Genomic DNA, 15,268 nt, shown 5'->3' with positions numbered 1-15,268 from the left:
CGCGCCCTCGGCGTCAACGTGAAACCAAACCCGATAATCACCTTCACAAGGAGAAAAACCATGCGAAACCCATTTAGTTCTCGACGTCTTCTCACCACCGGAGCCATCACCGCCAGCACGCTGCTGGCCTTGGCTGCCTGCGGAAATGGAGGCGGCGCGGCGTCTGAGGACGAAAGCGACCCGCTCATTGTTGGAGCCAGCCCGCGCCCGCACGTGGAGATTTTGGAGTTCGTGCAGGAGAACCTCGCGGCCGATGCCGGGCTGGAACTGGACATTCGCCCGTTTACCGATTACATCACTCCGAACACGGCCGTCCAAGATGGCGACATCAACGCCAACTTCTTCCAGCACCAGCCCTATCTAGAGGACTTCAACGCCGAAAACGACACGGATCTGATCGGCGTCGCCGCAGTCCACATCGAACCGCTGGGCCTGTTCTCGGCCGAGTACGACGCGGTCGCCGACATCTCCGAAGGCGACCAGATCGCCATCCCCTCGGATGCTTCCAACGGGGGCCGGGCGTTGGCGCTGCTGGAGTCGGCGGGGCTACTGGAGCTGGCCGAGGACGCCGGTTCCACCGCCACCGTCGACGACATCACGGAGAACCCGTTTGACCTCGACATTGAGCCGATCGAGGCCGCCCAACTGCCGCGCGCGTTGGACGACGTCGACGCGGCCGTCATCAACGGCAACTACGCGATCGAGGCCGACCTCAGCCCGGCCGAAGACGCGCTGTTCTTGGAGGAGGGTGACGACAACCCCTATGCCAACTTGCTGGTTGTGTTGGACGGCAACGAGGATGATGAGCGCATTGTGACCCTGGCGCAGTTGCTGACCTCCGATGAGGTCAAGCAGTTCATCGAGGAGAACTGGTCGGACGGTTCGATCCTGCCGGCGAGCTAAACCCGGTCCGACTAGGGGCCTTGGAATCTGTTGTCACCTCAGGTTTCAAGGCCCCTTTTGCGTTCGTGGGGTCACGGCGCTAAGGAACGGTGTAACCGGCGGCGCGGAATAGTTCGTACCACTCGGGCCTGGTTAGCCTCACCTGCGAACCCGCCGCGGCCGCTGTGACGCGCTGAGGGGAGGTGGTGCCGATGACGACCTGCATCTGGGCAGGATGGCGGGTGATCCAGCCGGTGGCGATGGCCAACGGCGACACCTCGTACTTCGCCGCGAGCCGGTCGATGACGTTATTGAGTTCGGGGTATCGGTCCGAGCCGAGGAAGGGCCCGTCGATAAGCCCCGACTGGAATGGGGACCACGCTTGGATGGTGATCTCGTGCAGGCGGCAATAGTCGATGAGTCCATCGTCACGGCTGATCGACTGGTCAAGTCCCTGCATATTCGCCGCGATACCGTGCGCCAGCAATGGGGCGTGAGTGATCGACAGTTGGACTTGGTTGGCCACTAGCGGCTGTCGCACCCATCGGCGCAGTAGCTCGATTTGGCGCGGGGTGTGGTTGGAGACGCCGAAGGCACGAACTTTCCCCGCAGTGGCCAGTTCGTCGAAAGCGCGCGCCACCTCTTCGGGTTCGACCAGGGCGTCAGGCCGGTGTAGCAAGAGGATGTCGAGGTAGTCGGTTTGCAACGCCTGCAACGAATCGTGCACCGACTCCATGATGTGTTCATAGGAGAAGTCGAAGTATGGCCCCTCCTTGACGATGCCGGTCTTGGTCTGGATGGTCAGCCGGTCGCGTTCGGAGGCACTCAGCCGCATTGCCTCGGCGAAACGTCGTTCGCATCCGTGGACTTTGTCGCCGTAGATGTCGGCGTGGTCGAGGAACGTGATGCCCGCGTCGATGGCCGTCCTCACCAGGGTCCGAACCTCTTCGTCGCTCTTGTCCTGAATACGCATCAAACCAAGCACAATGTTGGGTGCCTGAATGTGAGTGCCTGGCATGAGGAAGGTCTTCATCGGTGCCTCCTGGTTGGCAAAAGGTGACGTACGCGCTATCAAGGCTGCGCCTTGTGGTGGCTTCCCCGGGTACTGGCATCGAGTGGTTCCGCCTGGTGAGCCAAGGCAGGGTTGTCGCGACGTGATTCGCGCATCTGTTGCCAGATCGTATTAGCTGTGACAACCGCAGTCGTGGGCCTGGGCGGGTTGGGTTTCGTCTTCAGGTTGCGCCGCATCCGGTGGGCAACAGGCCATGAGGTAGTCGCGCAGCTCGTCGAGGTTGTTGAAGATGCCGTCCGGATTCACTTGATAGTAGACGGCTTTCCACTCCCGGCGGCTGGTGAGGATGCCCGCTTCGCGCAAGGTGGAAAGGTGAACCGATGCGGCGGATTGGGCTAGGGAAAGGCGGTTGGCCACATCGGTGACAGTGAGCTCTTCGCGGTCATTGAACAGAAACATGACGTCTTGCCTGGTTTGGCTGGCGAGGGCTTTCATAAACCGTTGCAGGTGGGGGCTGAACTTGTTGTCATCACTGTTCATCTTTCCATGATGCACTATGGCGCGGCTCACCACTTTTTCATATCGTCATTTTCTTAAATGACGATATGATCGGCTCATGAACCTTTCACACCACCGATCGCACGATCACGACCTCATCATTGTTGGCGGCGGCCAATCTGGCCTCACCGCCGCCAAGGCCGCCGAAGAAGTAGGGCTGCGCCCCCTCATCCTCGAAGCCACCCACCGGGCCGTCGGGTCCTGGCCCAGGTACTACGACAGCCTGCGAGCCTTCTCGCCCCGACGCTTTAGCTCCATCCCCGGGCACCCCCTCGAAGGCGACCCCGACGGGTACCCCACCCGCGACGAAATCGCCGACTACCTGGAAAAATTCGCCCAGTCCTTGGCCGCCGACATCCACACCTCGGTCAAGGTCACCTCAGTGACGCAAGAGGACGGTGCCTTCATCGTTCACACCCACAAAGGAGACCAGCTGCGCGCCCCGGGACTCATCGCCGCCAGCGGCAGCTTCAACAATCCACACGTTCCCACCTTCCCCGGCAGCGCTGACTTTCCAGGCCAGATCATCCACGTGTCCGACTACCGAGAGCCCACCCCGTTCGCCGGCCAACGCGTCATCGTCGTCGGGGGAGGCAACTCCGCCGTGCAAGTCGGGGTCGAGCTGGCTCACCATGCCACAACCACCATTGCCAGCCGACAACCCATATCGCTGGTACCGCAACGGCAAGACGGCGACGACCTGCACCACAGGCTGGTCGACGGCCTCGACCACTTCCCTGCCGCCTGGCTGGTGTCCTTGCTCTCGCAGGGGTTGACCATCGACATCGGCAACTACCAAGAGGCCTTTGACTCCGGCCTGTTGGATGTGCGGCACATGTTCACTCATTTTGAAGGGGATTCGATCGTGTGGCCCGACGGCACCCGGGAGCCCGTCGACACCGTCATCCTGGCCACTGGCTACCGCCCCAACCTGGGCTATTTGCGAGGCTTGGGCGCGCTCGATGAGAACGATCATCCGCGTCACTCGGCGGGGCTCTCGCTGGCTCACCCCGGGCTTGGGTACCTGGGAATCGAGGCACAGCGGTCCTTCGCCTCCAATACCGTGCGCGGAGTCATGCACGATGCCCATCACGTGGTGAAACCTATCGCCGCGTGGGTACGCCAAGAGTGGTCGCTTCCCACAGCCATCCAAGTGCCACTGGGCTAATTCACAACATTGGCTCGCCCACCTCGGCAAAGACCGCGCACGGACTTCCAGTCCGTGCGCGGCTGCTACTCGTTTCCCCACCCCTTTGACCACCAGCAGCGCCCGAGACCGACTTCTGAGGACCCCAGTGCTACCAACCCGCCGTAGGGCCACCACCGCCCATCCGCATCGACAGGCGCTGATCGCCCTGTGCCTATCGCAGATCACCAGTTGGGGGATCGTCTTCTATGCCTTCCCGGTGTTGGCCACCGCCATTGCCACCGACACCGGATGGTCATACCCGGCGATCATGGGGTCCTTCTCAGCTGGATTGGCGACGTCAGCTCTGGCCGGGGTCCCCGTCGGAAGGCTTCTCGACCGCTGGGGACCCCGGCCAGTCATGACCACCGGTTCCGTCCTGGCGGTGGCATCCCTGGCGGTCGTGTCGTTCGCCGGGTCACCAGCGTGGTTCGCGATGGCATGGATAGGCTGCGGCGTGGCTCAAGCTGGGATCTTCTATAAGCCAGCTGTAGCGGCGGTGACGGCGTGGTTCGGCGCGGGTCGGGTCAAGGCATTGACGATTTTGATGCTCGCGGGAGGGTTGGCCAGCACCGTCTTCGCCCCTGTCACTGCGGCATTGATGCAGCACCTGACATGGCGCGAAACCTATCTCGTCCTGGCTTTGACCTTGGCCGCCATCACGATTCCCCTCCACGCGATCTGCCTGCGGTCCCCGTGGCAGCCCCCACCTGCCCCGTCCCGTGGCCAAGCGCACCGTGATCGACTTCCTCGCACGCCGCAGTTCATCATCCTAGCCGCCAGCTTCGCCCTTGGAGCCTTCGCGATATTCACGGCCCTCATTTGTCTCGTGCCGCTTTTGCAAGAGCAAGGCATGAGTGTGACGGTCGCGGCATGGGCCTTGGGCCTGTCCGGTTTCGGCCAAGTGCTGGGACGTTTGGGTTACGGAACCCTGGTGAAACACACCAGCGTCACCGGCCGTACGGCGGGCGTTCTCATCGCCGGAGGGATCGCCACATCCGCGATCGGCTTTGTCAGTTCGCCAGTCAGCGCGGTCATGGCGCTGGTTCTCCTCACCGGTGCGCTCAGAGGCGCCTTTACATTGTTGGAGGCCACTGCGGTGGCCGACCGTTGGGGAACCAGTGGCTTTGGGCTCCGGTATGGGATTTTCAGCCTGCCATCCACCTTGGCCATCTCCATTTCGCCCTGGGCGGGGACGGTCATCGCCTCGTGGCTGAACGGATACTCGGCGCTTTTTGGGTGGCTCGGAGTTGTAGGCATCGCTGCGGCGTTCCTGGCCGTACTCGCCACGTATTTCGCGCGCCGAACAGCCCCCGGCCAGCTGGCATCAGCCTTCGAAAGCGATCAAAACGCTCCCCTTCGCATCGGTTCTGCGGGAAGAGGTTCCCGACTTAATTTCGCTCGGTTTCCAGCTCGGGGTGGCCAAAGCGGGCAAGAGTCGGCGCTCGGCTTAGGTCGTCTCGGCCGGCTGGGCCGCACCCGCCATACCCGGTTGCGGCCCGAAACCAACGGCACGTAAGATAGCTTCAGCCGCAGAACACATGTGGTGATAAAGGGGCGTGGCGCAATTGGCAGCGCATCGGTCTCCAAAACCGAGGGTTGCAGGTTCGAGTCCTGTCGCCCCTGCAATAATCTAGCAGGAAAAACATACCTGACCAGCATTTTTGTTGGTCAGGTATTGTTCTTTGTGGACATACGGCTGCGTCCGGTTTGTCCGGCTGAAACGACTGAATCCGGCCCTGTAGGGCCATTTTTTGTCGGATTTTTGCCGGGTTTCGCATTCAGGGACAAAAACCCCCGGTCCGACAGTGATATTCATCATGTTGTGATTTGTCTGTTTTATGGCGTTCTGGCGGGATCTTGAGGCCGCTTTTGTGCTGGATTCGCGGTACTGGTCGCGCCCGAAACTTTGCCCATAGAAGTGAAAGGGCGGGGCCGCAATTGCTGCGGCCCCGCCTTTTTGTCGTTTTGTCGTTGTCTAGTTGGTGATTCGTCTAATTGCGGCCTCTTCGGTGCCATCGAGGCATCGGGCGTAGACACGCAAGAGCGTGTCCACCGAGTGCCCTGCCCACTGTGCGACCCGGGCAGCCGGAACCCCTTCGGCTAGCCACCGGGACTGGCAGGATGAGCACCTCACCGGCCTAGTTTCGAATCAGAGCACCAGAGGCAGCCCTCGCCCGAGCAAAGCGACCGGACTCATCATGCGTTGCCTGAACTGGCACTGTCGCAACTCCCCATGTGCGTATCTACGCGGACTCACGTGCATCCGTTGCGCAAGCGACACTACCTTGTAGTTGTGCCCATGCGCATCAAGCCACGTGCCGACCAGTTGCCTACGCATGCAATGGTTTCGAATTTGCTCTGTGGTCCCAGCTTCAGCCACGGTCAAGACCGCAACGGCCTCATCAACCTGCCCCACAAGCGAATGAGCCCGAGCCAACGCGATCGCCTTACGTGGCTGCCCGATCTCATCAGCAGTAACGACTCGATGGATAGCCACATTTGTAGGCCCAAACGCGGTCCACAAACAGTTGCCGTCACGACCTAGCCTATGCGCGACCCTCTCTAGGAGCCGCAACAACCGCAACCAGGCACACTGTTCCCTCAACCGAAAGTGCATCAGGTGAATCGTGCCTAGAAAGCACAGCCGAGGAGACAATCGCGCTCTCAGCGAGACCTAGCGCGTTAGATGGGTATCCAATCGTCAGCATCGTGTGCGACTGGCTGCGGGTGATCGAGGCGAGAACTAGCGCCTTCAGTGGGTGGTGCCGGTGGTTTCGCGGATGGTGACGTTGGCGTGGCTTTCTTGGAAGCTTTGCTCGGATACGAGCGTGAGTCGGGCTCCGGTTTGGAAAGCGGGGATGTTGGATGCTCCGCATGAGACCATAGTGGCTTTGATCTTCGCTAGGGTGCTGGCCAGGCCCTCGTGGAGGTCTCCGGCGTAGGGAACGTATCCGTCGACGCCTTCTTCGAAGAGCATCTTCGTGGCTTGCCCGTAACGCTGCCAGTTCCTTGCCCTGGCTGATCCTTCGCCCCAGTATTCTTTAACGAATCCCTCCTTGGTGGGGATCTTCGCGCCCGGTGCCTGGTCGAAACGGGCAAAGTAGCGGCCCATCATGACAAAGTCAGCGCCCATAGCCAACGCTAGCGTGATGTGGTAGTCATGCACGAGGCCGCCATCGGAGCAAATCGGCACGTAGATGCCGGTTTGTTGGGCGTATCGGTCGCGGGCTGCGACGGTATCGAGCACGGCGCTGGCTTGTCCTCTGCCGATTCCTTTTTGGTCGCGGGTGATGCAGATTGATCCTCCTCCGACGCCGACTTTGACGAAGTCGGCTCCGGCCTGGGCGAGGAAGTCGAATCCTTCGGCGTCGACTACGTTGCCCCCACCGATAGGTGTGTGGGGGTAGTGTTGTTTGGCCCAGGCGAGTGCGTCGGCTTGGTAGTCGGAGTACCCGTCTGAGGAGTCGAAACACAGCACGTCAACGTCTGCGTCCACGAGGGCGGGGATGCGGTCTTTGTAGTCGTGTGTGTTCACGCCCGCGCCCACGCGCAGGCGTTTGGAGGCATCGACGAGTTGGTGAGGGAATCGTTTGTTGTCCTCATAGTCGGATCGGAAGATCAGCCGGTGCAGGTGTCCCTCGTGATCGAGGACGGGCAGGACGTCCAAGTGTTCATCGAACAGCCGGTCGTTGGCCTCGGTGAGGGTGATGTCGCCTTTGGCCGATGGTACGGAGTCGATGGGTCGCATCCTGCTACTGACCGGTGCGTCAAGGTCATGACGCTGGGGGTGGAAATCGCGTTTGCTGACCATGCCCAGCAAGGTCCCGGTGGCGGTACCGTCCTCGGTGACAGCGGCGGTGGAATGTCCAGTGCGTTCCATAAGCTCCACCAGGTCCCGGAGAGCATCGGTGGGCCGAACGTTGGTGTCGCTGGTGACAAACCCACTCTTGAAAGTCTTGACCCTACGTACGGCCGCGGCCTGGTCCTCGATGGGTTGGTTGTGGTACAGAAACGACAGGCCTCCGGCGCGGGCCAGTGCGATGGCCAGATCGTGCGAGCTAACCGATTGCATGATCGCTGAGGTGACCGGGGTGCCAAGTATGAGCGGTGAGGGTTCACCGAGGCGATGGCGCGCTAGCGGAGTGGACACCTCCACTGACTGCACCGAGCAGTCCTTGCGTGTGCGGCCCGGTAGTAGCAGGAACTCGTTGAACGTACGTGAGACCTCATTGATGATATGCGCCACCGCATAGCTCCCTTGTGGATACGTTTGTGGATGAGTTGAAGTTCAATGTTGGTGCCCGGTCGCGCGCTAGCAGCCGCGTTTCCACGGCATCTGGTCAAGCGGGCCGTACGGGATCTCAGGGTGGACATAGCCGACAATGTCAGTGCCGTGTAGCAGCACCGGACGGTAGCCTCCGGTCACCGCGTGCAGCCGCAATTCGAAGTCGACTTTGACGCATTTTCCCTTGTCACGCGGCACGATCACGGGCACCGAATGGTAGGAGAATAGCGACGGTGCGCTCTGGTCGGATGTGTGGATACCGATTTGACCTGGTTTTGGGCGTGTGGTCACCCTGATCCCGCCCGGAACCATCAGGTTGAGAATATCGGTAGACCGGGCCGCATTCATGACCGCAACGTACTCAATAGTGGAATCCCATGCGGATTCGGTCACCTCCGCTTGCACCATCGTGGCTCGGTACCGGAAGTTCGCCCGTGCCGGTCGAGGCAGGCCGTGCATGATCGCCTCGTATGTTCGCGTGTCCTCAATTCGTTGTCCCCACAGGACGCTACCCACCATCAGGGTGTAAGCGGCCTCGAAACTGACATCGAACGATCTGGCCAGATGCTCAATCTCCGGATAGCGAACGCTTCCGATCGTGGAGTGAAACAAATCGGCGAAGTCCGAGGTACCAAACAGCTCGTACTCGCACTCCAACGCCTGCTTCATCGACTGCTGCACGTCATCGCGATCCAAGAGCAAACCAAATGCGGCATGGCAGACATCTTTACTACGCTGCACGGCCTGGTCATACCGGGCCCGATGACCCTCCCCCATGGTGGTGAGCATCGAATAGAACTCTTGCACCGACACCAACGCCTCAATACCAAGCCGAGCGATCATGTCACCCAACCTGGACACATACGACTCGCACACAAGAGCCCTGGTCTTGAACACCTCAGCGTTCATCGCACCATCGGAGATGACCGTGACAGTGAACGACTTATTGATGCTGCGGCCGAAGTGACTCAAGACCTGAGCCAGTTCGGCGTAGCGAAGCAACACCGACACATCCCCCAGATCGACCGCATCGCCCCGGCAGCCGGTCTCCAAAGGGTTGAACACCTTCATCGGAAACCCAGTACAGAACAGACGCACGTTCTCGCCCGCTGATTCGACCGCCCGGTCGACCATCGCCATTGCCGCCTCATCACGCACAATCTTGCCCTTGATGCGTCCGAAAGCACGGTGAGAAAACACAGCCTTAATACACTGCTGCGGCGTGGGAACCGCGACATCGAACAGCGTGCGCGCCCGCTTCTCCGTCTGCGCAATCGCCCTGGCTACAAAGACCGCCGAAGACTGCCGCAAAGCTTGCAGCACCTTGGCGTACTCAACCCCTGAGAGGGTCATCGGACCTGACCGCCATACCTGGTCGGCCATATCCCGCACCGCCAACATAGTCCGATGCACAGGCAACCTCACTTGCACAGCCCGATCACCATCAAGACCCATAATGCTCCACAATTCTGTAAAAGCCCACGAAGACCAAGTTCAAGTCCTAAATCCGGTCTCTGGCAGCAGCTATGCCACTCCGGACCTGATCGCCCTGATCGAAAACTCACTCGCAAAATCAGCATCGATACTGGACGCCTGATCAAGGGTTTCACCACGACTGAATCCACACCACGACATCGCCCCGACAACTACCAGACAACTTGGCGACAAGCTGCGCTAAATGGTGCTTAAACTGCATCGACGCATAGGTAGAAGGTCGTGAAATGGTTCGCCGAATTAAACTAAGCGAGGCTGGGTCCCGTGCAGGACACACACAAGAGTCCCTAGCTGACGCACTTCACGTTTCTGCCAGGACAGTGGGCCGGTGGGAAGCTGGGACATGTTCGCTATATCCAAGCACTCGACGTGACTTGGCCTCAGAACTAGAGCTGAGCCTTGATCAACTATCCACTGTCATTTCGACCAGCAATGACGCCACGATTCATCCGAATGCAACGGACTCGACGACCGATCCGATTCGCGCCGCTCATGGTTGGCTGATCGACGACGTTCCCCAACTAGCAGGAGCCACAACTGGCGCGCAGCACATCGCTTTTCTCAACAAAAGGATTCTGTTACAAGTGTGACGAGGTCTAACGTGGAGTGCAGGTCAGCGTATGGCGTCCAGGGTGTGTGGTTGTTGCCGGTTTGGACTGACTCGAGCCGGAGAGCGAATTCCTCGGCAATTGCGGGATTATCCAGGTGTGGTGCGCCTCCGACGACGAAGGCCAACTCGCGCGTGCTGCGGAAGAGGTCCCACAATGGGTCGGCGGTGACCTCGTACCCATATGCCGTGGCCAAGAGACGGTGTGTCCGTTCATCATGGAACCAGGTCGCGGCAGCTGCGGCGGCAGCGAGGTCGACTTGGAACGGCCCCATTGAGGTGGAGTCGAAGTCGCACAACACGACGTTGCCATCACGGGTGCGGATGAGGTTGCCCACGTGAGCATCCCCGTGAATGAGGCATATGTGGCCACGGTTGAGCTCTTCAACATGTGGCTGAAGACGATCGCACCAGTCGATGAGGTAACGCTTCACCGAGGAGGTGAGTCTCGTTGCATCGGCGATGCGCTGCCGTGCCGGTGTTACCGGGTCCCAGCTGGGAACCAGTCCGGAGGGTGGCCTAAGACTGTGCCAGCGTTTTAGCGTCCGGCCCAGGTCTGATGCTGTGGGTTGTGGCTCGCTGGGCGACTCGTAGAACCAGATGGTCGCATAATGGTCGCCAACCACGACCGGCTGAGGTACCTCGGGCCACAATCTAATGGCCGGGGCTGTTTCTCCCAGATGGTTCAACCACTGGCCCAGGCGGGCGACCTTAGCGGGCCGATCGGTCATGGTGCGGCTGCGGAGGATACGCACCACGACCCCTTCAGCAGGCAGATAAAACAGTGCGTTGTTGGAACAGTGCATCAGTGCCGCACCACTGATGTCGAGGTCAATGTGCGAACAGATAGCTGTGAGCGATTCTTCTGGAATTTGCACTACGAGCCCACAGCCTTCATTTCGTGGCTGAACTGCTCAACAGCCCGCTTCGATTGGTGCTTGACAGCGTCGCGGGTCAGTGAAGTGACGCGATCGCGCAGGCGATGTGAGGTTATGCCATTGACTTCTGCTGGGATCTGTTCGCCGATGGACAATGCCGCGTCAATGTCTCCGGCCAGAAAGTACGCACTACAAAGCCCGATCTGGTTGAGTGCGCTAGATCGAGCGTAGTCAGCCTCGAAACGGTCCAGGGCCGCTTGGGCCGCTTTACCGGGCCGAATAAGACTCTCAACTATTGCCAACCACATCCGCTCACAGCACGGCTATCGGCCCTCTGGTCAGACAGCTCAATACCAAACGGTCCTAATCACCTGTGCCCAGCTGCGTCAGAGCAAGAGCCAGCCAGCATCGCCGCCCCCTCTAACGATAAATCACCAATGGAAGGCTTGGGCATACTCATCCGCACTTTGACCTGGAAAACAAGACTACGCACGACATCACACATCTCCTCAAAACCGATTTCACCTTCCTGAAGCCCATCATCGCCTGAGTAATACACGTCGACATCAGACAATATCGACTCATATAGCTCGATAGCCGCGTTATAGGGAAGATTCCAAAACAAATCACGCCGTATATCCAAGTACAACCATTCGAACTGGGTCCCCGTAATAGCTCGTGATAGAAACAACTCTGAAACCAACAAAGTCAGCTCGTAGACACGTTCTGAAACTTCAGGTTCTGTACCGGTTCCACAATATTTCTTAAATGCCTCTGCACCACTCACGGCAGCCGCTAGGAAGCTTCGGTCACTTTCCGAAAGACTGCCGTCAGCCACTAGCCTCCCGAAAAGCAACAGATACGTATCCTTGCTTGTCATATCCAAATTTTTCCTCCTGAAATCATAGATTGAGCTTATTTCATCGTAAGTGTGGCGATGGTTTGTGGCCCCTTGTGGGGCATAGGAAAAGCTCCTGGTGAACAACAAGCGTCGAAACAAGTCGCTTCAGGAGCCTTTCCCTTGCCCCACAACAGGACCACGAACCTCAGCTCGACCCCAACACTCACCCAGAATGAAAACGCCTCAATAATCCGACGGTCAGAGTGTAGGTGGTGGTGGTTGTCACTTTATGACGTACTATCCAGAGGAATGCACCTAGAACCAGTGCGAGGTCTCAACTCACACCCCGGCTGCGAGGTCGCGCGCGGAGCCCAGTAGCTATCGGCGGCCCCGCATCAGCCTACTTATAGGGAGTTTTTTAGCCGCAAGGTGCCGAGCGTATCTCCAACTACAGACCTGCACCGACGAGCCTTGCGCTGAATAGAACGCATCAGGATCAATGCCTCGCCATCTCGAAACCCAGAAACAGTGCCCCAACTGTATCCGGCACCAAAGATATGACTAATGAAAACCGTCTCTACGGTGAAAAGCACCCGCGCCCAGTCAAGAAGCTCAAGCTCACGCCTTGCTTTAATCTGGGCAATCAATCTAACTCGATGACTCAATAGTTCGTCTGTCGTCGAGTACTCCAGCGCTGCTGCCAATTCTTCAGTGCAGACGGCAGCACCTTGCCACTGACGCAAACCGGCAATCAAGAATTGAGTTTCCTCGTCAGTGAGGCTGTCTATAATAGAATCCGTATCACCAGTTTTCATTTGCTGACTCACGTAAGTCCCTCCCAGAAAGATTCCATGTTGTCCGGCTTAAATACCGTACCTAGATTATTATGCATAGGATCATGAATCACGACAGTAGAGCCATCGCGACTCATAAATGCCATGCGGCTATCACTCAACTTGTCGTTAGTCTTCAACGGGTTCTTCATTGAGGATCTTCACCCTGATTGAGTGTTCAGGCTTGGGACTAGGTGTGCGGTCCTGTTGTGAACAAGGGAAAAGCCCCTAGTAGAACAACAAGTGTCTAATCAAGTCGCTTCCAGGAGCTTCAGGTGCTTTTCTATCAGGCTGCGTTGCCGTTGTCGAGTCGAACCCTTACTGTTGTCGCTGACCTCATCCGTTCCAGCCGGGAGGTAATCCGGTCGCGTCGGAGGCAGCTGGGCGAGGGACGCCATGCCTTGTTGACGCTGGCCTAACAAAGTCTAGGCGACCAGACCATAAACGATATCAACCAGATGCGCAACGAGGTGACCGCGTTCTTCCGACAAGTCCAGAACCTACCGGCCATAGTCCAAGGCTACTTCCAAAGCCCACACGTCCGATACAACATCGAAACCATTAACTGACCCATCAAAAGTAGTCACGAGTCTATGGTTCTTCAAGTATTACCCATCCCGAAGGAAATAAGGTAAATACTCACAAACGCCAATAGGTGGTTCTCCACCAGTAAAGAGTCGACCAGTCATTAGGCCAAGGGGAAGTCGTTTCGAATTCGGATTCAAAGTTGTCCCGTTCCAAGTCAATATTTCTGAAACCCTCCTCCTTTTCTTCAGTTTTTTCATAAGATCTTGCCAACGATATAATTTTCGGTTTCTGACAATATGCACCAAAACTGCGATAGTTTTTCTGCGCTTCAACAAGTGAGGGCTTGTTTGCCCCGCCTCTTAGAGTAGGCCATCTAAGCTGTACTGGGTCATCCTGCCACCAGCAAACTAGGCAAATCACATCGCTACCTACGTCGTCATGGATGATGTAACCACAACACGGACACGGGAACTTGATAGTGGTGTCCAATTAGATTTCCATTCTGCGCCGATCATTGAAATACGGAACCGGTGAATCTGAGATAAAGTACATCACAAACCTTTTGTCTCTGGAAATACTAAACTCCCCTGTCACAGGATCCAGAAAATATTTGGTGGATCCATCTTGTTTTACTATCACTCCAGGGCGTCACTAAGCGTCGCGAGATAATCACCACACACCCATAACATGGGAATCGCTCACCATAAGGCCCTGCGGCAAATCACGACTATATTACAGCTTAAACGTCCACGAGCTCTGAATGCCAGTTCCCTGGCCCCTTAACAACAAAAGTGACATACGCTTTCTCTACCTGCTGCGCCCTATCGAAGCAGGGATCTGCGCGACTTAGAATACGTTCCTTCGAGGTATAGTCCTCCTCAGTTTCGATAGACCAATTATCATATCCAGGATAGAAGCCGCTGTCGTCACGGATCCATACGTCCCCTCCCGCGACTGAGAACCCCTGCTCCACCAGGTGACAAAGTATTGACCTAGCGTACACAGCCGGATAACAATAATATGCCACGCCCGCTATGTCACTCAAATCAAACGATTCCTCACGATAGCTTCGAGGGATTTTTTTATGCATTATTCCCTGAATAAATGATGCCATATGCTTACCAGTTCTTTAGCCTCGGATCAAATAGCCTGTGTTTTATACTGTTATCAGTTTCGATGATCCAGTGATACATCCCTTTAGCTCGTTGGGCGGTGGGTTCTGTTGGATGTCGTACCCGGCCTTCGCCAAGGTTTTTGCCGTCTCGTTCTCCCGTGTGATCGCACGGTTTTTCGCGCTCGCCTCTGACAGCTTCGCGGGCTCACCCCTTGGAGATCGATCAGGAGATGGGGTAAGACCCGGTTGCGTCCACAGCCCGGACAAAGATCCAGACGTGGCCGGGAGCGCAGCCGATATACGCCGCTTGTGGACAATAGACCGCTACTGAGAGCCTGCGCGCACGGACACGCGATTGTCAAGCTGTACAGTCCCGAAGCGTAAACTAACCGTACCTAGCTTGTCGGATACCAGACTTTGCCTCGCGGCGCACCGATATTCTCGTCCAATATTAGGGTTGCGCCACTGTTTTCGAAACTACCGCCAAAGGAACCGGCGAATGGACGACACCGTACTAACAGCTATCTCCGATGCCATTAAAAAAGCAGATCCCTCCACTCTCTTCAGGCTGTCGGGAATCGCTGCTGACGAAGCCGCTGCGATTGCCAATGACGCTGCCAAACGCCCCTGTCCACACACCATTGAGCTAATCAAAGCAGCAGTCGAGTTTGGGTACAGCGTTGCCCTAGAGGACATAAAGTACGGCAAGAACGAAAGCTACGGTTACTCCTACCGCGATGTGTAGCGACGCCACCGCAAATAACAGGAGACGACCGCAAAGGGCGCTTCGGTCCACCAGCGGACTCAGTGAGCTAATTTCATCGTGAGCGTGTGGTGGGTAGCTAGGTTGGTAGGTGGTCCTGTTGTGGGGCATTGGAAAGGCTCCTGGTAGAACAACAGGCGTCGAAACAAGTCGCTTCCAGGAGCTTCAGGTGCTTTTCTATCAGGCTGCGTTGCCGTTGTCGAGTCGAACCCTTGCCGTTGTTGCTTGTCTCATCCGTTCCCGCCGGGAGGTAATCCGGTCGCGTTGGAGGCAGCTGGGCGAGG

The 15,268-nt window shown here is 57.8% G+C and carries 15 protein-coding genes and 1 tRNA gene; 6 read left to right on the top strand and 10 right to left on the bottom strand.

Features of this window, described 5'->3' with window-relative positions:
• The first annotated feature begins 60 nt into the window (after nucleotides 1-60).
• Nucleotides 61-903 carry a MetQ/NlpA family ABC transporter substrate-binding protein gene (locus JQS30_RS03785; RefSeq protein WP_213172064.1) on the top strand — a complete coding sequence of 281 codons (843 nt, stop codon included), beginning with the start codon at nucleotides 61-63 and terminating at the stop codon, nucleotides 901-903.
• A gap of 79 nt (nucleotides 904-982) precedes the next feature.
• On the opposite strand, the gene JQS30_RS03780 is transcribed toward JQS30_RS03785, so the two are convergent.
• Together JQS30_RS03780 and JQS30_RS03775 are read right to left on the bottom strand one after the other, a co-directional pair.
• Entirely contained in the window at nucleotides 983-1,915 is a 933-nt protein-coding gene (locus tag JQS30_RS03780; RefSeq protein WP_213172063.1) for an aldo/keto reductase, read from the bottom strand.
• A 150-nt stretch (nucleotides 1,916-2,065) separates the two neighbouring features.
• A complete protein-coding gene (locus JQS30_RS03775) occupies nucleotides 2,066-2,434 on the bottom strand; it encodes an ArsR/SmtB family transcription factor (protein ID WP_213172062.1) in 369 nt (122 codons plus the stop codon).
• Nucleotides 2,435-2,510: 76 nt separating this feature from the next.
• Here JQS30_RS03775 and JQS30_RS03770 point away from each other — a divergent pair, with 76 nt between their 5' ends.
• The 3 genes from JQS30_RS03770 to JQS30_RS03760 all read left to right on the top strand — a co-directional run bounded on the left by JQS30_RS03770 (nucleotide 2,511) and on the right by JQS30_RS03760 (nucleotide 5,264).
• The gene (locus JQS30_RS03770) at nucleotides 2,511-3,620 is read left to right on the top strand and encodes a flavin-containing monooxygenase (RefSeq protein ID WP_213172061.1); all 1,110 of its coding nucleotides are present in this window, start codon (nucleotides 2,511-2,513) and stop codon (nucleotides 3,618-3,620) included.
• 127 nt (nucleotides 3,621-3,747) lie between these two features.
• Nucleotides 3,748-5,157, top strand: coding sequence for an MFS transporter (locus JQS30_RS03765; RefSeq protein WP_246498034.1), 1,410 nt, complete (start codon nucleotides 3,748-3,750; stop codon nucleotides 5,155-5,157).
• A 34-nt stretch (nucleotides 5,158-5,191) separates the two neighbouring features.
• A tRNA-Trp gene (locus JQS30_RS03760) sits at nucleotides 5,192-5,264 on the top strand.
• Between the two features lie 1,129 nt (nucleotides 5,265-6,393).
• Here the strand turns inward: JQS30_RS03760 and JQS30_RS03755 are convergent.
• Nucleotides 6,394-7,887, bottom strand: coding sequence for an IMP dehydrogenase (locus JQS30_RS03755; protein WP_213172060.1), 1,494 nt, complete (start codon nucleotides 7,885-7,887; stop codon nucleotides 6,394-6,396).
• A gap of 66 nt (nucleotides 7,888-7,953) precedes the next feature.
• Complete coding sequence (locus tag JQS30_RS03750; protein ID WP_213172059.1) at nucleotides 7,954-9,309, bottom strand: hypothetical protein; 1,356 nt, start codon at nucleotides 9,307-9,309, stop codon at nucleotides 7,954-7,956.
• A 338-nt stretch (nucleotides 9,310-9,647) separates the two neighbouring features.
• Between JQS30_RS03750 and JQS30_RS17770 the strand changes: the two genes are divergently transcribed.
• Nucleotides 9,648-10,010, top strand: coding sequence for a helix-turn-helix domain-containing protein (locus JQS30_RS17770; RefSeq protein ID WP_213172058.1), 363 nt, complete (start codon nucleotides 9,648-9,650; stop codon nucleotides 10,008-10,010).
• Here the strand turns inward: JQS30_RS17770 and JQS30_RS03740 are convergent.
• The 6 genes from JQS30_RS03740 to imm40 form a co-directional block, all read right to left on the bottom strand.
• Entirely contained in the window at nucleotides 9,982-10,905 is a 924-nt protein-coding gene (locus JQS30_RS03740) for an aminoglycoside phosphotransferase family protein (protein WP_213172057.1), read from the bottom strand. The genes JQS30_RS17770 and JQS30_RS03740 overlap by 29 nt on opposite strands.
• Nucleotides 10,905-11,213, bottom strand: coding sequence for a hypothetical protein (locus tag JQS30_RS03735; RefSeq protein ID WP_213172056.1), 309 nt, complete (start codon nucleotides 11,211-11,213; stop codon nucleotides 10,905-10,907). Before JQS30_RS03735 ends, JQS30_RS03740 begins: the two co-directional genes overlap by 1 nt.
• A 59-nt stretch (nucleotides 11,214-11,272) precedes the next feature.
• The gene (locus tag JQS30_RS03730) at nucleotides 11,273-11,785 is read right to left on the bottom strand and encodes a hypothetical protein (protein WP_213172055.1); all 513 of its coding nucleotides are present in this window, start codon (nucleotides 11,783-11,785) and stop codon (nucleotides 11,273-11,275) included.
• 365 nt (nucleotides 11,786-12,150) lie between these two features.
• A complete protein-coding gene (locus tag JQS30_RS03725; RefSeq protein WP_213172054.1) occupies nucleotides 12,151-12,573 on the bottom strand; it encodes a hypothetical protein in 423 nt (140 codons plus the stop codon).
• 645 nt (nucleotides 12,574-13,218) lie between these two features.
• Nucleotides 13,219-13,527: a CPCC family cysteine-rich protein gene (locus JQS30_RS17640; protein ID WP_343076170.1), complete on the bottom strand. Its 309-nt coding sequence runs from the start codon at nucleotides 13,525-13,527 to the stop codon at nucleotides 13,219-13,221.
• A 319-nt stretch (nucleotides 13,528-13,846) separates the two neighbouring features.
• Complete coding sequence (gene imm40 / locus JQS30_RS17905) at nucleotides 13,847-14,197, bottom strand: Imm40 family immunity protein (protein WP_484555216.1); 351 nt, start codon at nucleotides 14,195-14,197, stop codon at nucleotides 13,847-13,849.
• Between the two features lie 523 nt (nucleotides 14,198-14,720).
• On the opposite strand from imm40, the gene JQS30_RS03715 reads away from it, so the two are divergent.
• On the top strand, nucleotides 14,721-14,966 hold the full coding sequence (locus tag JQS30_RS03715; RefSeq protein WP_213172052.1) for a hypothetical protein: 246 nt from the start codon (nucleotides 14,721-14,723) through the stop codon (nucleotides 14,964-14,966).
• The last annotated feature ends 302 nt before the right edge of the window (nucleotides 14,967-15,268 follow it).

The organism is Natronoglycomyces albus (assembly GCF_016925535.1).
In the GTDB taxonomy this organism is placed as follows: domain Bacteria; phylum Actinomycetota; class Actinomycetes; order Mycobacteriales; family Micromonosporaceae; genus Natronoglycomyces; species Natronoglycomyces albus.
The sequence above is the reverse complement of the archived record's forward strand: the minus strand, read 5'-3'. Positions and strand labels throughout refer to the sequence as shown.

Excerpts from the sequence above, each read along its gene's own strand:
- JQS30_RS17770 (WP_213172058.1), top strand. The coding sequence starts at position 9,648 with ATGGTTCGCCGAATTAAACTAAGCGAGGCTGGGTCCCGTGCAGGACAC.
- JQS30_RS03785 (WP_213172064.1), top strand. The coding sequence starts at position 61 with ATGCGAAACCCATTTAGTTCTCGACGTCTTCTCACCACCGGAGCCATC.
- JQS30_RS03715 (WP_213172052.1), top strand. The coding sequence starts at position 14,721 with ATGGACGACACCGTACTAACAGCTATCTCCGATGCCATTAAAAAAGCA.
- JQS30_RS03780 (WP_213172063.1), bottom strand. The coding sequence starts at position 1,915 with ATGAAGACCTTCCTCATGCCAGGCACTCACATTCAGGCACCCAACATT.
- JQS30_RS03735 (WP_213172056.1), bottom strand. The coding sequence starts at position 11,213 with ATGTGGTTGGCAATAGTTGAGAGTCTTATTCGGCCCGGTAAAGCGGCC.
- JQS30_RS03730 (WP_213172055.1), bottom strand. The coding sequence starts at position 11,785 with ATGACAAGCAAGGATACGTATCTGTTGCTTTTCGGGAGGCTAGTGGCT.
- JQS30_RS03770 (WP_213172061.1), top strand. The coding sequence starts at position 2,511 with ATGAACCTTTCACACCACCGATCGCACGATCACGACCTCATCATTGTT.
- imm40 (WP_484555216.1), bottom strand. The coding sequence starts at position 14,197 with ATGCATAAAAAAATCCCTCGAAGCTATCGTGAGGAATCGTTTGATTTG.
- JQS30_RS03750 (WP_213172059.1), bottom strand. The coding sequence starts at position 9,309 with ATGGCCGACCAGGTATGGCGGTCAGGTCCGATGACCCTCTCAGGGGTT.
- JQS30_RS03775 (WP_213172062.1), bottom strand. The coding sequence starts at position 2,434 with ATGAACAGTGATGACAACAAGTTCAGCCCCCACCTGCAACGGTTTATG.